We start from the raw sequence: 14,815 nt of genomic DNA, 5'->3' as shown, positions 1-14,815 counted from the left end.
CATGATTGACGAGAAACTGGCGAGCCCGCGTAGCTACGAAGTGCGCACCTACGGATGCCAGATGAATGTGCACGACTCCGAACGACTCAGCGGCTCCCTCGAAGCCGCCGGCTACATCCGAGCAACCGACGGTCACGCCGACGTCGTCGTGATCAACACGTGCGCTGTCCGTGAAAACGCCGACAACAAGCTCTACGGCAACCTTGGCATGCTCGCGAGCGTCAAAAAGGAACACGAGGGTATGCAAATCGCCGTCGGCGGTTGCCTCGCTCAGAAAGACCAAGGCGTCATCCTCGAAAAGGCGCCCTGGGTCGATGTCGTATTCGGCACACACAACATGGGTTCCCTCCCTACTCTCCTTGAGCGCGCCCGCCACAATGAAGAAGCGCAGCTTGAAATCCTCGAATCTTTGGATGTCTTCCCCTCGACTCTCCCGACCCGTCGAGAATCCACCCACAGCGCCTGGGTGTCCATCTCTGTAGGCTGCAACAACACCTGCACGTTCTGCATTGTCCCGACCCTCCGCGGTAAAGAAAAAGACCGTCGTCCGGGCGAAATTCTCTCCGAAGTGCAAGCTGTCGTCGACGATGGTGCCATCGAAGTGACGCTCCTCGGCCAAAACGTCAACTCCTACGGCGTCGAGTTCGGTGACCGTCACGCGTTCGGAAAACTGCTGCGCGCCACCGGGGCGATCGAAGGTCTGGAACGTGTCCGCTTCACGAGTCCTCACCCTGCGGCGTTCACCGACGACGTCATCGACGCGATGGCCGAAACACCGAACGTCATGCCTCAACTGCACATGCCATTGCAGTCGGGCTCCGACCGCATCCTGAAAGCGATGCGTCGCAGTTACCGTTCCACAAAGTTTCTGGGCATCCTCGAACGTGTTCGAGCTCAAATGCCGCACGCGGCGATCACCACGGACATCATTGTTGGTTTTCCCGGTGAAACAGAAGAGGATTTCCAAGAAACCCTTCGAGTCGTCGAACAGTCGCGTTTCGCCTCCGCGTTCACCTTCCAATACTCGATCCGTCCCGGCACGCCGGCCGCAACCATGGACGATCAAATCCCCAAAGAGGTCGTGCAAGAGCGCTACGAGCGGCTTGCGGCCCTGCAAGACCGCATTTCGCGCGAGGAAAACGACAAGCAGATCGGTCGAACTCTTCAGGTTATGGTGACCGCCGCCGAAGGCCGCAAGCAAGCCGAGACATCACGGCTCTCCGGTCGTGCCGAAGATTCTCGCCTTGTGCACTTCAACGTGCCAGAAGGCAGTGACACTCCCCGTCCAGGTGATGTCGTCACCCTGACGGTCACCGAAGCGGCGGCCTTCCACCTTGTCGCTGACACGCCCGTTGGCGGCAGACTCGACATCCGCCGCACTCGTGCCGGAGACGCGTGGGATCGAGCAGATGCTGAGTCGTGCGGTGTGCCCAGTGCGGCATCCGGCGACGCGAAGCCCCGCGTTTCGCTCGGCTTGCCCACGCTGAGGGTTGCCACCACACCGATTTATGACCCCACCGATTCCCTGCGCTAGCTCCGAAATGGTCGTAGCCAACGCCTTCCCGCTCGTCGTTGTCGTCGGCGCTACAGGAACAGGCAAGTCCGAGCTTTCTCTCGACATTGCTGATGGTCTCGCGAGCCAAGGCATTGCCCCTGAGATCGTCAACGCCGACGCCATGCAGCTTTACCGTGGCATGGATATCGGAACAGCCAAGCTGCCTCTTGAGGAGCGTCGGGGCATTCCGCACCACTTGCTCGATGTGCTCGACCCCACTGAAGAAGCGAGCGTTGCCCAGTATCAAACGGATGCTCGGCACATTATCGAGCAGATACAGGGCAACGGGCGCCTGCCGATCATGGTGGGTGGATCGGGGCTGTATGTCTCGAGCGTCATCCACGACTTCCAGTTTCCAGCCCGCGACCCTGAAGTGCGCGAACGTCTCGAGAAAGAGCTTGAGCTTCACGGTGTCGGTCTGCTGTTCCAACGGCTTCAATCGCTAGATCCCGCCGCTGCGCAGTCGATTGGGGCGAGCAATGGGCGCCGGATCGTGCGCGCGCTCGAAGTGATCGAAATCACGGGAGAACCATTCGGCGCTGGGCTTCCGCAAGAAACCACGTTGTGGACGCCCGCCCACATTTTCGGCCTTACTGCGCCTCGCGAGGAACTCGTTCCTCGACTTAACGCGCGAGTGCAGCAGATGTGGGATTCCGGGTTGCTGGACGAGGTCGACAGTCTCCGCTCGGGCGGGCTCGGCGTCACCGCTGCGCGCGCAATCGGCTATGCACAAGCCCTGCAGCAATTGGCGGGATCCCTGAGCGAGGCCGAAGCTATCGAACAGACCGCCGCTCTCACGCGTCGTTATGCTCGTCGCCAAGTCGGCTGGTTCAAGCGTTATGAGCAATGTCGCTGGTTGGCGTATGACGATCCGGAGCGAGCTCAGAGTGCTCTCGCGGTCGTGATGGGGGAGAATGGAACGCATGGCGACGCTTAACTTCACCAAAGGTCAGGGAACTGGCAACGACTTCGTGCTGTTCACCGACCCCGATGGCGAGATCGAGCTCACTCCACAACAGGTTGCGGCCATCTGCGATCGTCGATTCGGCGTCGGTGCCGACGGAGTGATTCGTGCTGTCCGATCCCGCAGTCTTGACGATGGTGCAGCGGCGCTTGCCGAAGACCCAGACGCTGAGTGGTTCATGGACTACCACAACGCCGATGGCAGCCTCTCTGAGATGTGCGGCAATGGCATCCGGGTGTACGCGGAATATCTTTCGGCCGAAGGACTCGTCGATTTTGAGCCGGGCGATACCTTGCCAATCGGCACGCGCAGCGGTGTTCGAGACGTTCAGCGGAACATGGCGGGCTACCAGGTCGATATGGGGCGTTGGGCGCTCGATGGCGGAGAGCCACTTGTGCGTGCCAAAGAGCTCGATGTTGCGCGGCCCGGCCTCGGCATCAATGTCGGAAACCCGCACATCGTGGTGGCCTTGGCCGAAGAGGCAGAACTCGACCGTGTCGACCTCAACTACATCCCGGTGATCGAACCGCATCCCGAAGATGGGGCCAACGTTGAGTTTGTTGTGCCCGCTGAGCCCCTCGTAAAAGACGGTGTCGGTTCAATCCGGATGCGGGTGCATGAGCGTGGCAGCGGAGAGACGTTATCGTGTGGCACGGGCGCCGTCGCGGCGGCGCTTGCCATTCGGCACTACGCCGGACGCAGCGCCCCACACCAGTGGCGCGTGACTGTTCCCGGCGGCACTGTCGTTGTGCGCATGTTCCCCACCGAAGATGGCGAGCACGTCTCTTTGAGTGGCCCCGCCGAACTCGTGTACACCGGGGCGCTAGAACTCGCTTAGCGAGCCGCACACAGCCGGAGAGCTGCAGTTGTGGTGTTCCACATGATCGCTGCTTTCGGCGCGGAATAGCGCTAGCGTGCTACGCGTTGATCGGGTGGTGGCGTGCTCGCAACACCCGGTAGCCCTTGTTGGCAGCGGCGCGAGTGAAGCTGAAATTGTCGGGGAAGGTGGCTTCCATCCAACGCTGGAGGGAATCCGATCCGAGGTTCTTTTGCACAACGAGCCACGCGTCAGCGTCAAGTTCAAGGCGCGGAAGCCACTTCAGCAGGATGTTGTGGAGCTCGTTTTTGCCGACGCGAATCGGAGGGTTCGACCAAATAGACATAAATGTTATGTCTTCGGGAACATCTGCGGGCAGAACCGCGTTAACGTTGAGTATGGACAATTTCTCGGCGTTAGCCCGCACAAGATCCAGTGCGCGCTCGTTGACGTCCACCGCCCACACTGTTGCATGAGGTGACTCGAGGGCAAGGGTGAGCGCCATAGGCCCCCAGCCGCATCCGAGGTCAAGCAGGTTTCCTCCCGGAGGAGGCGCCGGCACATTCGACAGTAGAACTTGTGTTCCTGCGTCGATGCGCTCGGGGCTGAAGATCCCATTTGACGTGACAAGTTCGCGTTCGACACCAGCAATGGTCGCGTGAATCGTCCGCAACTTGAGATCACTCTCGGGTGATGACGAGAAGTAATGCTCGTTGGCCATGCACAGAACTTACCGAAAACTAGAGAAGTAGGGTTAACCCAAATGACGCGAAATACGACAGAAACCAGTATCGAGGCCAATAACGGCGACGACGCCGAGCGTTCCGTCGACCGTGTTCTTGCGAGTGAAGGCTCCGATCATGCCGCTGTGAGGCGATTCGGATCAGCAGGTTCCGGCAATTCGGGCGCTCAAGCGTTGCAGTCGGATGCTCACTATGAGTCCGACCGTGACGGTGACCAGTTCGATCGAGATGATCGTCATGCGCTCAAGCGCGTTGCGGGTCTCTCTACCGAGCTTGACGACGTCACCGAGGTTGAGTATCGCCAGCTGCGCATCGAGAACGTTGTGCTCATTGGCATTTACGGCCAGGGCAATCTGCGCGATGCCGAGAATTCTATTCGTGAGCTTTCGGCGCTTGCGGAGACCGCGGGCGCTGTGGTGCTCGACGGGCTCCTGCAGCGTCGTAGCCACCCCGACCCGAGTACTTACCTCGGCAAGGGCAAAGCGCGCGAGCTAAAGGACGTCGTAGCGGCGACGGGAGCCGATACGGTCATCGCCGACACGGAGCTTGCGCCAAGCCAACGACGAGCACTCGAAGACGTGGTGGGGGTCAAGGTCATTGACCGCACGGCCGTCATCCTTGATATTTTCAGCCAACACGCCACGAGCCGTGAGGGTAAGGCGCAAGTCGAACTCGCGCAGCTTGAGTATTTGCTCCCGCGGCTGCGCGGTTGGGGCGAGTCGATGTCCCGTCAGGCCGGTGGTCAGGTCGGTGGCGCAGGCGCCGGTATGGGTAGCCGCGGACCGGGTGAGACGAAGATTGAACTCGACCGTCGCCGTATCCACACTCGCATGGCTCGCTTGCGCAAGCAGATCAAGGGATTTGCCCCGGCCCGCGAGGCAAAACGAGCCAATCGTGACCGCTTCGAGGTGCCAAGTGTTGCGATCGCTGGATACACGAACGCCGGCAAATCGAGTCTGCTCAACCGCATGACCAAGGCTGGTGTTCTTGTAGAGAACGCGCTCTTTGCCACCCTTGACGCCACAGTGCGAAAGTCAACGACCGCTGACGGGCGCTTGTTCACCCTCAGCGACACTGTGGGCTTCGTGCGTAACCTCCCGCATCAGCTGGTGGAAGCATTCCGCTCCACTCTGGAAGAAGTGGGTCAGGCTGACGTCATCGTTCACGTGGTGGATGCTTCGCATCCAGACCCCGGGGCGCAGCTTGGCACGGTGCGCGACGTCATTGGCGAATTGGGTGCCCGCGGAATTCCAGAGATTGTTGTCTTCAACAAGAGCGATCTTGCGGATGACGACCAGCGACTGGTGATTCGTGGACTTGAGCCGACGGGAATCTTTGTTTCCGCGCGTTCCGGTGAAGGGATCGACGAGCTCAACGCACGCATCGCGGAGCTGTTGCCCGCGCCCGAAATCGAGGTAACTCTGCTCGTGCCTTACGACCGTGGAGAGGTTATTTCTCGATTGCACGTTCAGGGCCGAGTGATCTCGACGGATTATCGCGAGGATGGCACGCTCGTAACGGCGCTCGTTCACCCTGCTCGGGTTCCGGAGATCGAAGAGTTCGTTTCGATTCAGGTCTAGCTCGAGTGTCGGTGTGGCCCTGTTTTCGCTGGGCCACACCGGAGACCTCGCACGCCTGAGAGGTGTCGGCTTAGAGCGCGCGCAGTACCGTGACGACTTTGCCGAGCACCTGAGCGTAATCGCCGAGAATGGGCTCGAAATTCGAGTTGCGGGGGAGTAACCACGTGTGTCCGTCGCGCTGGCGGAACACTTTGACTGTCGCTTCGTCATCGAGCATCGCGGCAACGATGTCGCCGTTTTCAGCGGTCTGCTGTTGACGCACGACTACCCAGTCACCATCGCAGATGGCGGCGTCGATCATGGAGTCTCCTACAACTTTCAGCATGAAGAGTTCGCCCTTGCCCACAAGTTGGCGGGGGAGGGGGAATACCTCTTCGACGTGTTGTTCAGCGGTGATCGGAATTCCGGCAGCAATTCGACCGACGAGCGGAACCATCGCCGCATCGCCCATTGAGGGGCTAATTGTGCTGGATTCGTCAACCGCGCTGGGTACGTCGATCAGTACTTCGATCGCGCGCGGGCGATTGGGGTCTCGGCGCACGTAACCACTCAACTCAAGTTGATTGAGCTGATGCGTCACGCTCGAGAGCGATGACAGTCCCACGGCGTCGCCGATTTCGCGCATGCTCGGCGGGTACCCCTGAGTGGCAACTGAGCGTTGAATCATTTCGAGGATCGCCTGTTGTTTGGCGCTCAGGCTGGTTCGCCGCCGTGTTCCGCGCTCTAAAGCGTCGTCTTGGGGGGCTGTTGCGTCAGTCACGAGTCCTCTTTTTCTGCCAGCGACGATTCCAATGTCAGTGGCTCATTCGAAACTGTATCCGCAGGAGAGGCTAAAACCAAACATTTGTTCGAGTTTCTCAAACAAATGTCAGTGGCTTCTTCGAAAATGTACTTGATATTCGAACTATTCGAATGTATGTTCGGAACACAGCTTCGCACCCGGCTCTCCCGGCCGAGAGTCGGGTGCGATAACCCTTAGAGGAGTGAATAGATGTCTACTGCAGCGATTGCGCCCAACTCGGTTGTCCGTGCTGGTCAGTCCGCACCACGTCTTCGCCTCACTACGCGTGGTCGCGTCGTCTTGATGACGCTCGCGGCCACGCCCCTGGTTGTTGCTGCGCTCGTCATTTCGCTTAATGGCGGTGGCGCGGCAGCAACTCTCGAAGGTAACGAAAGCGCATTTACCTACGTAGATGTCGCGGCCGGTCAGTCTCTGTGGAACATCGCAGAGCAGCACGCGCCGGGGCAAGACCCCCGCGAGGTAGTCGCGCAGCTCGTTGAGATCAACCAGTTGCCGTCTGCAGATATCTTTGCGGGCCAAGAGCTCGCGATCCCCGCCAGTTTCTCTCACTAGTTCGGCCGTCACGAGGCATGTGGACTCGGGCGCGGGCATGTTTACCGCGGGAGAACACTGGGGCTTCGTTCCTCTAGCATTGATGAGTGACCTCGCTTTCCGATCTCCCTATTCGTGACGACCTTCGCGGTCTGACTCCGTACGGTGCGCCGACCGATCCTGTGCGCATCCAACTCAACGTGAACGAAAACACGCATCCGATCCCGGAAGCAGTCGCAACCGACATCGTGATGGCTCTTGCCGGCGCGGTAATGAATGCGAATCGCTACCCCGATCGTGAATTCACTGAACTCCGCGAATCTCTTGCTGGCTATTTGGGGCACGGCCTCACGCCTGCGCACATCTGGGCCGCCAATGGGTCAAACGAAGTTCTTCAACAAACGATGCAGGCTTTCGGTGGCCCTGGGCGCCGTGTTCTTGGCTTCCCGCCCACCTATTCGATGCATTCGATCATCGCGTCGGGAACCGGCACCGAGTGGGTTACTGCCCCTCGTGACCCTGCGTATGACATCACTCCCGAGAGCGTTGTCGCGGCAATTGCCGAACACACACCAGACATCGTGTTCCTGTGCTCGCCGAACAACCCCACCGGAACGCCGGTGCGCAACGATACGATCGAAGCTGCATATAACGCGACGGACGGCATCGTGCTCGTGGACGAGGCCTATGCCGAGTTCTCTGACCGAGAATCAGCTCTTTCGCTGCTCGAGGGCCGCCCGCGACTCATCGTTTCTCGCACCATGAGTAAGGCCTTTGCATTCGCGGGAGCGCGTGTGGGCTATCTCGCTGCGGATCCTGCCATCGCCGATGCGCTTCGGCTTGTTCGGCTGCCGTATCACTTGTCCGCTCTCACTCAAGCGGCGGCTGTAGCCGCGCTTGCCCACGCGGGGGAGATGCTGGCGATGGTTGAGGAGATCAAGATTCAACGCGATCGGATGACCGCGGGTCTCGAGGAGCTCGGCTTTAGTCCCGTGCCGAGCGAAGCCAACTTTGTTCTCTTCGGCGGCGTCGAAGACCCGCAGGCGCTCTTCCACAAGTTGCTCATTCAAGACATTCTGATCAGGGATGTCGGCATCCCGCATCACTTGCGCGTGACGGCGGGCACCGCGGAAGAAACCACTGCATTTCTCGATGCGATGGCAGACCTTCAAGCGCTCGGTAGGGTTGAGTAATGACTTCAGATCGCACCGCGACGATTAAGCGCGAAACTAGCGAGTCGAGTATCGAACTTTCGATCAACCTCGACGGCACCGGAGCCTCAACGATTGAGACTTCCGTTCCTTTCTATGACCACATGTTGACGGCGTTCTCCAAGCACTCGCTGATCGACCTCACGGTCAAAGCGAGCGGTGACACCCATATTGATGTCCACCACACGGTCGAGGACATCGGCATCGCTCTCGGGCTTGCGATCAAGCAGGCTCTTGGCTCCAAGGCGGGAATCTCCCGCTACGGTGATGCGCTCGTCCCCTTGGACGAGGCACTCGTCCGCGCTGTTGTCGACGTATCGGGGCGTCCTTATCTCGTGCACACCGGGGAACCGGCCGGTTTTGAGATGCACCTCATCGGTGGTCACTTCACCGGGTCAATGGTTCGTCACGTGTTTGAGGCGATTAGCTACAACGCGGGCATCACCGTTCACGTGACGGTGCTCGGCGGCAGAGATCCGCACCACATTGCTGAGGCGGAGTTCAAGGCTTTCGCTCGTGCTATGCGTGCTGCTGTCGAGCCGGATGCCCGAGTCACCGGAATCCCGTCCACGAAGGGTGCGCTTTAGAGTGGCTTCTCCTTCGGTAGTCATCCTCGATTACGGTTCTGGCAATGTTCATTCAGCGGCGAAAGCACTTGAGGTGGCTGGAGCGAATGTTCGCTTGAGTTCCGATCGTTCTGTCGCAGAAGCGGCCGATGGACTTCTCGTCCCTGGCGTTGGCGCCTTTGCTGCCGTGATGTCGGCTCTCGAATCGGTTCGTGGCGGTGCCATTATTGAGAAACGTCTTACGGGCAGTCGTCCCGTTATGGGCATCTGTGTAGGAATGCAGGTTCTGTTTGCCTCGGGCGACGAACACGGAATTCAGACCGATGGCCTCAACGAGTGGCCGGGAGTTGTAGAAAAGTTACCCGCGCCGATTTTGCCGCACATGGGGTGGAACACTGTCGAAACTCCCGACGACACCACCCTTTTCGATTCGGTTCGCGATGAACGTTTTTATTTCGTTCATTCTTATGCCGCACAGCAGTGGACGCTTGACGTTCAGCCGCCTTTTCCGCAGCCGAAACTAACGTGGGCTGACCATGGTGGGCGTTTCTTGGCAGCGGTCGAAAATGGTCCACTGACTGCTACTCAATTTCACCCGGAGAAGTCGGGCGAAGCCGGAATCAAGCTTCTGGGCAACTGGTTGAAGACACTCTGATTTTGCGCCTGTTCGTCGTGCACTAGTATCGGATGCTTGTGCGCGGCGTTCCGCGATCAGGTCTTTAGAGAGCGTATCTATGAGCGAGTTCAACAAAACCCCCGGTCTTACCCTGCTGCCGGCAGTGGATGTAGCAGACGGCAAGGCTGTGCGTCTTACGCAGGGCGAAGCAGGCACCGAGAAGAGCTACGGCGATCCTTGTGCCGCTGCTCACGACTGGGTCGATCAGGGCGCTGAGTGGATTCATCTCGTTGATCTTGATGCTGCTTTTGGTCGTGGCAACAACCACGCCATGATCAAGAAGGTCATCAAGTCGACGCCGAAGCGTGTCAACATCGAGCTGTCGGGCGGCATCCGCGACGACGAGTCGCTCGAAGCAGCACTTGCTACGGGAGCTAAGCGCATCAACCTCGGCACCGCTGCCTTGGAGAACCCCGAGTGGGCTGCCCACGTCATCGCCGAATATGGCGAGGCTATTGCCGTAGGTCTTGACGTGCGGGGCACGACGCTCGCTGCGCGCGGTTGGACCCAAGAGGGTGGCGACCTCTGGACGGTGCTTGACCGTCTTGAGTCCGCCGGTTGCTGCCGCTACGTCGTCACCGACGTCACGAAAGACGGCACGCTTCAGGGCCCGAACATCGAACTTCTTCGCCAGGTTATGGATCGCACTCACCGCCCGGTTATTGCCTCGGGTGGAGTGTCGAGCTTGGACGACTTGATCGAGCTGCGCGAACTTGTTCCTCAGGGCCTCGAAGGCGCGATCGTCGGCAAAGCCCTCTACGCCAAAGCGTTCACGCTTGCCGAGGCGCTCGACGTTTCTTCGCACTAAGACTTCGACTGGCTGAACCCGCCACTCGCACACCACACAGGCACTCGCTGACAACACGGGAGCAGGCACGATATGGGCGCAGAACAGCACGCATCACAATCGAACGCAGCAGACTCGGCGGGGGTGCCGTGGGCGGGGCGCTCGTTTGAGCCGAACCCGGCTCCGGATGATGATGGGCGTGCGCCCGAAGAGCTTATGGCGGCGATCACTCGCTTCCACGCCGGCAATGCCACCGAGTCCGAAGTTGTCGACCAGGTGCGCACTTCGCGCCTCCTCATCCCGCTGCTCGCGAAGGCGGGGGAGACCGGCACCTCCGCCGATGGCCTCACGGTCGACAAGACTCAAGAGCTATCGATTGTCACCGTCACCGGGCCCGATGGTCGCGCTGTGCTCCCGGTATTCAGTTCCGTCGACGCGATGAAGGCGTGGAACCCGGATGCTCGGCCGGTGCCTGCCGCAGGCACCCGGGTCGCGCTGGCGGCCGCGAGCGAAAATACTGACCTCGTGATCATTGACCCGCTCAGCGACAGTGAGTTCATCATCCGACGCCCTGCAGTGTGGGCAATCGCGCAGTCCGCGCAGTGGACCCCGAGTTTTTTGCGTACGGATGTACGGGATGAGTTTGCGGCATCCGCTCGCGATGAAGAAGACGTCGTAGAGATTCAGCTCCTCGCGGGTGACCCTGGAGCTCGCTTGCACGGTCCTGAGTTGGTAGTGCAGATTGCTATGCGTGAGGGGCTCGATCGCGAGACCCTTGACGCGATTATGGATCGTCTACGCACGAATTGGAGTTCGTCGGAACTCATTGCGCAATCCGTTGACTCGCTTGCGATCCAAGTCGTGCGGGCGCCTGCCGCCGAGTAGCTGGGTTACAGAAGGCAATCAGCGGCAAGCGAATGAACCCGCCAGTCGCTGATCGCTCAACCCTCTCGGCTAGTTGACGGGACCGGTGTACTTTTCGCCGGGGCCTTGGCCGGGAGCATCCGGGAACGTCGATGCTTCGCGGAAGGCGAGCTGTACGGAGCGCAGGCCATCGCGCAGAGGGCGAGCGTGATGGTTGCCGATCTCGGGTGCCGCTGCTGTCACAAATCCGGCGAGGGCGTTGATGAGTTTGCGTGCTTCGTCGAGGTCCTTCTCAGCTTCTGCGTTAGGGCCATCTGAGAGTCCCAACTTCACAGCGGCGGCGCTGAGCATGTGCACAGCGACGGTGTTGATCACCTCTACTGCGGGCACCTCTGAGATGTCACGCAGTTCATAGTTGTCATCGTTGGTGGGCTCGCTCATGATGTCCTTCGCTAATTGGGGTTCGCTCTGCTATCCTTATGCAGGCCCGGGGCTTGCCCCGGATACGAAAGTGGAGATTCTCCCACCTGTCAACCGCATACAAGGTTACCGGGTAGTTACACCCCGCACAGTTCGCTCTCGGTGCAGCACGCATGATCCTCGTGATGATGTGCACTGTTCCGGATGCTGGCTGAGCAGCTTTAAAGGGTGTTGCAGCAACGCTGCGTTGATCCTCTTTCGTGCCATGGCATCCGCCAAACTGCGCAGTGATTACAACTGTTTCTCTGCGCATCACGAACTGTGAGGAGAACACGCATCAGCGATCCCCGTACCAACGACCGAATCCGAGTTCCTGAGGTCCGTCTTGTCGGACCCGGCGGTGAACAAGTCGGTGTCGTCTCTATTGACGTCGCCCTCCGACTCGCCCAAGAGGCAGATCTAGATTTGGTCGAGGTTGCTCCCAATTCCAAGCCTCCCGTTGCCAAGATCATGGATCACGGCAAGTTCAAGTACGAAGAGGCGCAGAAGGCGAAAGAAGCTCGTCGTAACCAAGCAAACACGATCCTCAAAGAGGTTCGCTTCCGCCTGAAGATCGACAAGCACGACTACGAAACCAAGCGCAAGCGTGCCGAAGGATTTCTCTCGGGCGGCGACAAGGTCAAAGCAATGATCTTGTTCCGTGGTCGTGAGCAGTCTCGTCCCGATCAGGGCGTGCGTTTGCTTCAGAAGTTTGCCGAAGATGTGTCGGAGTTCGGTTCTATCGAATCGACACCGACTATTGACGGTCGCAACATGGTCATGATTATTGGCCCCCACAAGACCAAGGCAACGGCGAAGGCTGAAGCCGAGGCCCGCAAGGTAGCTAACAAAGCGCCTCGTGCGGCAGAAGTTCCAGAGAAAGAGGAGAAAGATGCCTAAGCAGAAGACGCACTCAGGCACCAAGAAGCGTTTCAAGATCACCGGTAGCGGCAAGGTCATGAAGCAGCAGGCTGGTATGCGACACAACCTCGAGGTTAAGAGCGGAAAGCGTAAGCGCGCGCTCAACCAGGATCAGGTTCTTGCATCGCAGGACGCCAAGGTCATCAAGAAGCTTCTCGGTAAGTAAGGGTTTAGGACACACATAATGGCAAGAGTAAAAAGAGCCGTAAACGCTCACAAGAAGCGTCGGGTTATCCTCGAGCGCGCCAAGGGTTACCGTGGACAGCGTTCGCGTCTGTACCGTAAGGCCAAGGAGCAGGTCACTCACTCGCTCGTCTACGCGTACCGCGACCGTCGTGCCCGCAAGGGTGAATTCCGTCGTCTGTGGATCCAGCGTATTAACGCTGCATCGCGTGCCAACGGCCTCACCTACAACCGTCTCATCCAGGGTTTGAACCTTGCTGGTGTGCAGGTTGACCGTCGCATCCTCGCTGACCTCGCTGTCACCGAGCCCGCCACGTTCGCGTCGCTGGTTGCAACCGCTAAGGCTGCGCTGCCCGCTGACACGTCGGCACCCCGTTCGGCTGCATAACGAGCCGCACAACTATTCGTGCAATCGGCACGCTGTAGTGACCAATTTGGTCTCTGCAGCGTGCCGATTCTCGTATAACTGGGGTGCGCGCATAGGCTTGATTCGTGATCGATAACCCGCGTTCTCCACGCGTACGAGCAGTGGCCAAACTCGCTAAGAAGAGTGCCCGGTCTGAGACTGGGCTTTTTCTTTTGGAGGGGCCACAGGCAGTGTCTGAGGCGCTCGAATTCCGCCCGGATCTTCTTGTCGAGCTCTACGCGACTCCCACCGCTCTTGAGCGCCACAGCGGCATTGCTCGTGCGGCCGAAGAAGCAGGTGTCGACGTCGAATTCGTCTCCGAGCAAGTGCTCGAAACGATGGCAGATACCGTCACTCCTCAGGGGGTGCTCGCGGTGTGCCGCCAGTTCCCCACATCACTCAAAGACATCCTCGCCGACGGCCCGAAGCTCATCGCGATCCTCGAAGAGGTGCGTGATCCGGGTAACGCGGGCACGATCATCCGTGCCGCGGATGCTGCGGGTGCTGACGCTGTGATCCTGACCGGTCGTAGTGTGGATCTTTACAACCCCAAGGTCGTTCGCGCGACGACGGGATCGCTCTTCCACGTTCCTGTTGCTGTTGGTGCTGAGTTAGAGGCAGTGCTTGAGCGGGTCAAGGGTGAGGGTCTGCGGGTTCTTGCCGCCGATATCAAGGGCGGCGACTTGTTGGCCGCCCGCAATGAGGGTGTGCTTGATCATCCCGCGGCGTGGCTGTTCGGTAACGAAGCGCGCGGGCTCAGTGACGACCACTATGCGCTTGCGGATTGGGTAATTTCGGTTCCCATTTATGGACACGCTGAATCGATGAACTTGGCGACTGCGGCATCAGTGTGCCTCTACGAAAGTGCTTTCGCGCAACGCAGTCACTGATTTCTTGTCACGAGCGTGTTACAACTAGGCGCGGCGATTGACCCTCCTCGAAGGCATGTGGTTGTCTTTCTATATGCCAGCACAGAGCGGTGAACCTCTGGTCGTTATCGACCATGTCAACAAACATTACGGTGAGCTTCACGTGCTCAAAGACATTTCGACCACCATTAAGCGTGGCGAAGTAGTTGTCGTTATTGGGCCAAGTGGTTCGGGAAAGTCCACGCTGTGTCGTGCGATCAACCGCCTTGAGACAATTGACGACGGAACCATCACTATCGATGGCAAGCTGCTTCCCGAAGAAGGCGCTGGGCTCGCCAAGTTGCGTGCAGACGTCGGTATGGTTTTCCAGTCCTTCAACCTCTTTGCCCACAAAACGATTCTTGAAAACGTCACGCTCGGCCCGCGCCGGGTGCGCAAGATTTCTAAGGCCGAGGCAGACAAGCACGCGATGGAGTTGCTCGATCGTGTCGGCATCGGCAACCAAGCATCCAAGATGCCAGCTCAACTCTCCGGTGGACAGCAACAGCGTGTCGCTATTGCTCGTTCGCTCGCGATGGATCCCAAGATCATCCTGCTCGATGAGCCGACGTCGGCTCTCGACCCCGAGATGATCAACGAGGTTTTGGATGTCATGGTGCAGCTAGCCAAAGACGGCATGACCATGCTGGTTGTCACGCACGAGATGGGCTTCGCTCGTAAGGCTGCCGACCGCGTGATCTTTATGGCGGATGGCGAAATCGTTGAAGAGGCCGAACCCGAGCAGTTCTTCACCAACCCTCAATCTCCGAGAGCGCAAGACTTCCTCTCGAAAATCCTTACCCACTAACTCAGCGGGTAATCCTCACAGCAGCAAGGAGAAA

At 59.2% G+C, this 14,815-nt stretch carries 18 protein-coding genes; 15 read left to right on the top strand and 3 right to left on the bottom strand.

From position 1 onward, the window contains the following. Window position 1 precedes the first annotated feature (1 nt). From miaB to dapF, 3 genes are read left to right on the top strand one after another with little or no spacing between them, the layout of a single operon-like run. Window positions 2–1,534 carry a tRNA (N6-isopentenyl adenosine(37)-C2)-methylthiotransferase MiaB gene (gene miaB / locus AACZ26_RS11420; protein ID WP_339621687.1) on the top strand — a complete coding sequence of 511 codons (1,533 nt, stop codon included), beginning with the start codon at window positions 2–4 and terminating at the stop codon, window positions 1,532–1,534. Window positions 1,535–1,541: 7 nt separating this feature from the next. Beyond that, the gene (gene miaA, locus AACZ26_RS11415; protein ID WP_339621686.1) at window positions 1,542–2,492 is read left to right on the top strand and encodes a tRNA (adenosine(37)-N6)-dimethylallyltransferase MiaA; all 951 of its coding nucleotides are present in this window, start codon (window positions 1,542–1,544) and stop codon (window positions 2,490–2,492) included. Next, complete coding sequence (gene dapF, locus AACZ26_RS11410) at window positions 2,479–3,357, top strand: diaminopimelate epimerase (protein ID WP_339621685.1); 879 nt, start codon at window positions 2,479–2,481, stop codon at window positions 3,355–3,357. Before miaA ends, dapF begins: the two co-directional genes overlap by 14 nt. A gap of 79 nt (window positions 3,358–3,436) precedes the next feature. On the opposite strand, the gene AACZ26_RS11405 is transcribed toward dapF, so the two are convergent. Then, on the bottom strand, window positions 3,437–4,057 hold the full coding sequence (locus AACZ26_RS11405; protein WP_339621683.1) for a methyltransferase: 621 nt from the start codon (window positions 4,055–4,057) through the stop codon (window positions 3,437–3,439). A gap of 42 nt (window positions 4,058–4,099) precedes the next feature. Here AACZ26_RS11405 and hflX point away from each other — a divergent pair, with 42 nt between their 5' ends. Beyond that, window positions 4,100–5,659: a GTPase HflX gene (gene hflX, locus AACZ26_RS11400; protein ID WP_339621682.1), complete on the top strand. Its 1,560-nt coding sequence runs from the start codon at window positions 4,100–4,102 to the stop codon at window positions 5,657–5,659. 70 nt (window positions 5,660–5,729) lie between these two features. On the opposite strand, the gene lexA is transcribed toward hflX, so the two are convergent. Next, entirely contained in the window at window positions 5,730–6,419 is a 690-nt protein-coding gene (lexA, locus tag AACZ26_RS11395; RefSeq protein ID WP_339621681.1) for a transcriptional repressor LexA, read from the bottom strand. A 231-nt stretch (window positions 6,420–6,650) separates the two neighbouring features. Between lexA and AACZ26_RS11390 the strand changes: the two genes are divergently transcribed. The 6 genes from AACZ26_RS11390 to AACZ26_RS11365 all read left to right on the top strand — a co-directional run bounded on the left by AACZ26_RS11390 (window position 6,651) and on the right by AACZ26_RS11365 (window position 11,117). Beyond that, window positions 6,651–7,013 carry a LysM peptidoglycan-binding domain-containing protein gene (locus tag AACZ26_RS11390; RefSeq protein ID WP_339621680.1) on the top strand — a complete coding sequence of 121 codons (363 nt, stop codon included), beginning with the start codon at window positions 6,651–6,653 and terminating at the stop codon, window positions 7,011–7,013. Window positions 7,014–7,099: 86 nt separating this feature from the next. Beyond that, the gene (locus AACZ26_RS11385; RefSeq protein WP_339621679.1) at window positions 7,100–8,185 is read left to right on the top strand and encodes a histidinol-phosphate transaminase; all 1,086 of its coding nucleotides are present in this window, start codon (window positions 7,100–7,102) and stop codon (window positions 8,183–8,185) included. Then, entirely contained in the window at window positions 8,185–8,790 is a 606-nt protein-coding gene (gene hisB, locus AACZ26_RS11380; protein WP_339621677.1) for an imidazoleglycerol-phosphate dehydratase HisB, read from the top strand. Before AACZ26_RS11385 ends, hisB begins: the two co-directional genes overlap by 1 nt. A gap of 1 nt (window position 8,791) precedes the next feature. Continuing rightward, a complete protein-coding gene (hisH, locus tag AACZ26_RS11375; RefSeq protein WP_339621676.1) occupies window positions 8,792–9,424 on the top strand; it encodes an imidazole glycerol phosphate synthase subunit HisH in 633 nt (210 codons plus the stop codon). Window positions 9,425–9,503: 79 nt separating this feature from the next. Next, the gene (gene priA / locus AACZ26_RS11370; protein WP_339621675.1) at window positions 9,504–10,253 is read left to right on the top strand and encodes a bifunctional 1-(5-phosphoribosyl)-5-((5-phosphoribosylamino)methylideneamino)imidazole-4-carboxamide isomerase/phosphoribosylanthranilate isomerase PriA; all 750 of its coding nucleotides are present in this window, start codon (window positions 9,504–9,506) and stop codon (window positions 10,251–10,253) included. A 72-nt stretch (window positions 10,254–10,325) separates the two neighbouring features. Continuing rightward, entirely contained in the window at window positions 10,326–11,117 is a 792-nt protein-coding gene (locus tag AACZ26_RS11365) for an SseB family protein (RefSeq protein ID WP_339621674.1), read from the top strand. A gap of 69 nt (window positions 11,118–11,186) precedes the next feature. Here AACZ26_RS11365 and AACZ26_RS11360 read toward each other — a convergent pair whose 3' ends face one another. Next, window positions 11,187–11,537, bottom strand: coding sequence for a DUF1844 domain-containing protein (locus tag AACZ26_RS11360; protein WP_339621673.1), 351 nt, complete (start codon window positions 11,535–11,537; stop codon window positions 11,187–11,189). Window positions 11,538–11,837: 300 nt separating this feature from the next. Between AACZ26_RS11360 and infC the strand changes: the two genes are divergently transcribed. The 5 genes from infC (at window position 11,838) to AACZ26_RS11335 (ending at window position 14,781) form a co-directional block, all read left to right on the top strand. Further along, window positions 11,838–12,455 carry a translation initiation factor IF-3 gene (gene infC / locus AACZ26_RS11355; RefSeq protein WP_100390095.1) on the top strand — a complete coding sequence of 206 codons (618 nt, stop codon included), beginning with the start codon at window positions 11,838–11,840 and terminating at the stop codon, window positions 12,453–12,455. Further along, on the top strand, window positions 12,448–12,642 hold the full coding sequence (rpmI, locus tag AACZ26_RS11350; protein WP_009771943.1) for a 50S ribosomal protein L35: 195 nt from the start codon (window positions 12,448–12,450) through the stop codon (window positions 12,640–12,642). The genes infC and rpmI overlap by 8 nt, the downstream gene beginning before the upstream one ends. 18 nt (window positions 12,643–12,660) lie before the next feature. Then, window positions 12,661–13,047, top strand: a complete 387-nt coding sequence (gene rplT / locus AACZ26_RS11345) for a 50S ribosomal protein L20 (RefSeq protein ID WP_009771944.1) — start codon at window positions 12,661–12,663, stop codon at window positions 13,045–13,047. 104 nt (window positions 13,048–13,151) lie between these two features. Further along, a complete protein-coding gene (locus AACZ26_RS11340) occupies window positions 13,152–13,955 on the top strand; it encodes an RNA methyltransferase (RefSeq protein WP_339621657.1) in 804 nt (267 codons plus the stop codon). 97 nt (window positions 13,956–14,052) lie between these two features. Next, window positions 14,053–14,781, top strand: a complete 729-nt coding sequence (locus AACZ26_RS11335; RefSeq protein WP_231600173.1) for an amino acid ABC transporter ATP-binding protein — start codon at window positions 14,053–14,055, stop codon at window positions 14,779–14,781. The last annotated feature ends 34 nt before the right edge of the window (window positions 14,782–14,815 follow it).

The organism is uncultured Salinibacterium sp. (assembly GCF_963974405.1).
GTDB lineage: Bacteria > Actinomycetota > Actinomycetes > Actinomycetales > Microbacteriaceae > Rhodoglobus.
Note: the sequence above shows the minus strand (reverse complement) of the source record. Positions and strands in the feature narration are given on the sequence as shown.

Excerpts from the sequence above, each read along its gene's own strand:
- hflX (WP_339621682.1), top strand. The coding sequence starts at position 4,100 with ATGACGCGAAATACGACAGAAACCAGTATCGAGGCCAATAACGGCGAC.
- miaB (WP_339621687.1), top strand. The coding sequence starts at position 2 with ATGATTGACGAGAAACTGGCGAGCCCGCGTAGCTACGAAGTGCGCACC.
- AACZ26_RS11365 (WP_339621674.1), top strand. The coding sequence starts at position 10,326 with ATGGGCGCAGAACAGCACGCATCACAATCGAACGCAGCAGACTCGGCG.
- hisB (WP_339621677.1), top strand. The coding sequence starts at position 8,185 with ATGACTTCAGATCGCACCGCGACGATTAAGCGCGAAACTAGCGAGTCG.
- AACZ26_RS11360 (WP_339621673.1), bottom strand. The coding sequence starts at position 11,537 with ATGAGCGAGCCCACCAACGATGACAACTATGAACTGCGTGACATCTCA.
- rpmI (WP_009771943.1), top strand. The coding sequence starts at position 12,448 with ATGCCTAAGCAGAAGACGCACTCAGGCACCAAGAAGCGTTTCAAGATC.
- AACZ26_RS11405 (WP_339621683.1), bottom strand. The coding sequence starts at position 4,057 with ATGGCCAACGAGCATTACTTCTCGTCATCACCCGAGAGTGATCTCAAG.
- rplT (WP_009771944.1), top strand. The coding sequence starts at position 12,661 with ATGGCAAGAGTAAAAAGAGCCGTAAACGCTCACAAGAAGCGTCGGGTT.
- miaA (WP_339621686.1), top strand. The coding sequence starts at position 1,542 with ATGGTCGTAGCCAACGCCTTCCCGCTCGTCGTTGTCGTCGGCGCTACA.
- AACZ26_RS11390 (WP_339621680.1), top strand. The coding sequence starts at position 6,651 with ATGTCTACTGCAGCGATTGCGCCCAACTCGGTTGTCCGTGCTGGTCAG.
- priA (WP_339621675.1), top strand. The coding sequence starts at position 9,504 with ATGAGCGAGTTCAACAAAACCCCCGGTCTTACCCTGCTGCCGGCAGTG.
- dapF (WP_339621685.1), top strand. The coding sequence starts at position 2,479 with ATGGCGACGCTTAACTTCACCAAAGGTCAGGGAACTGGCAACGACTTC.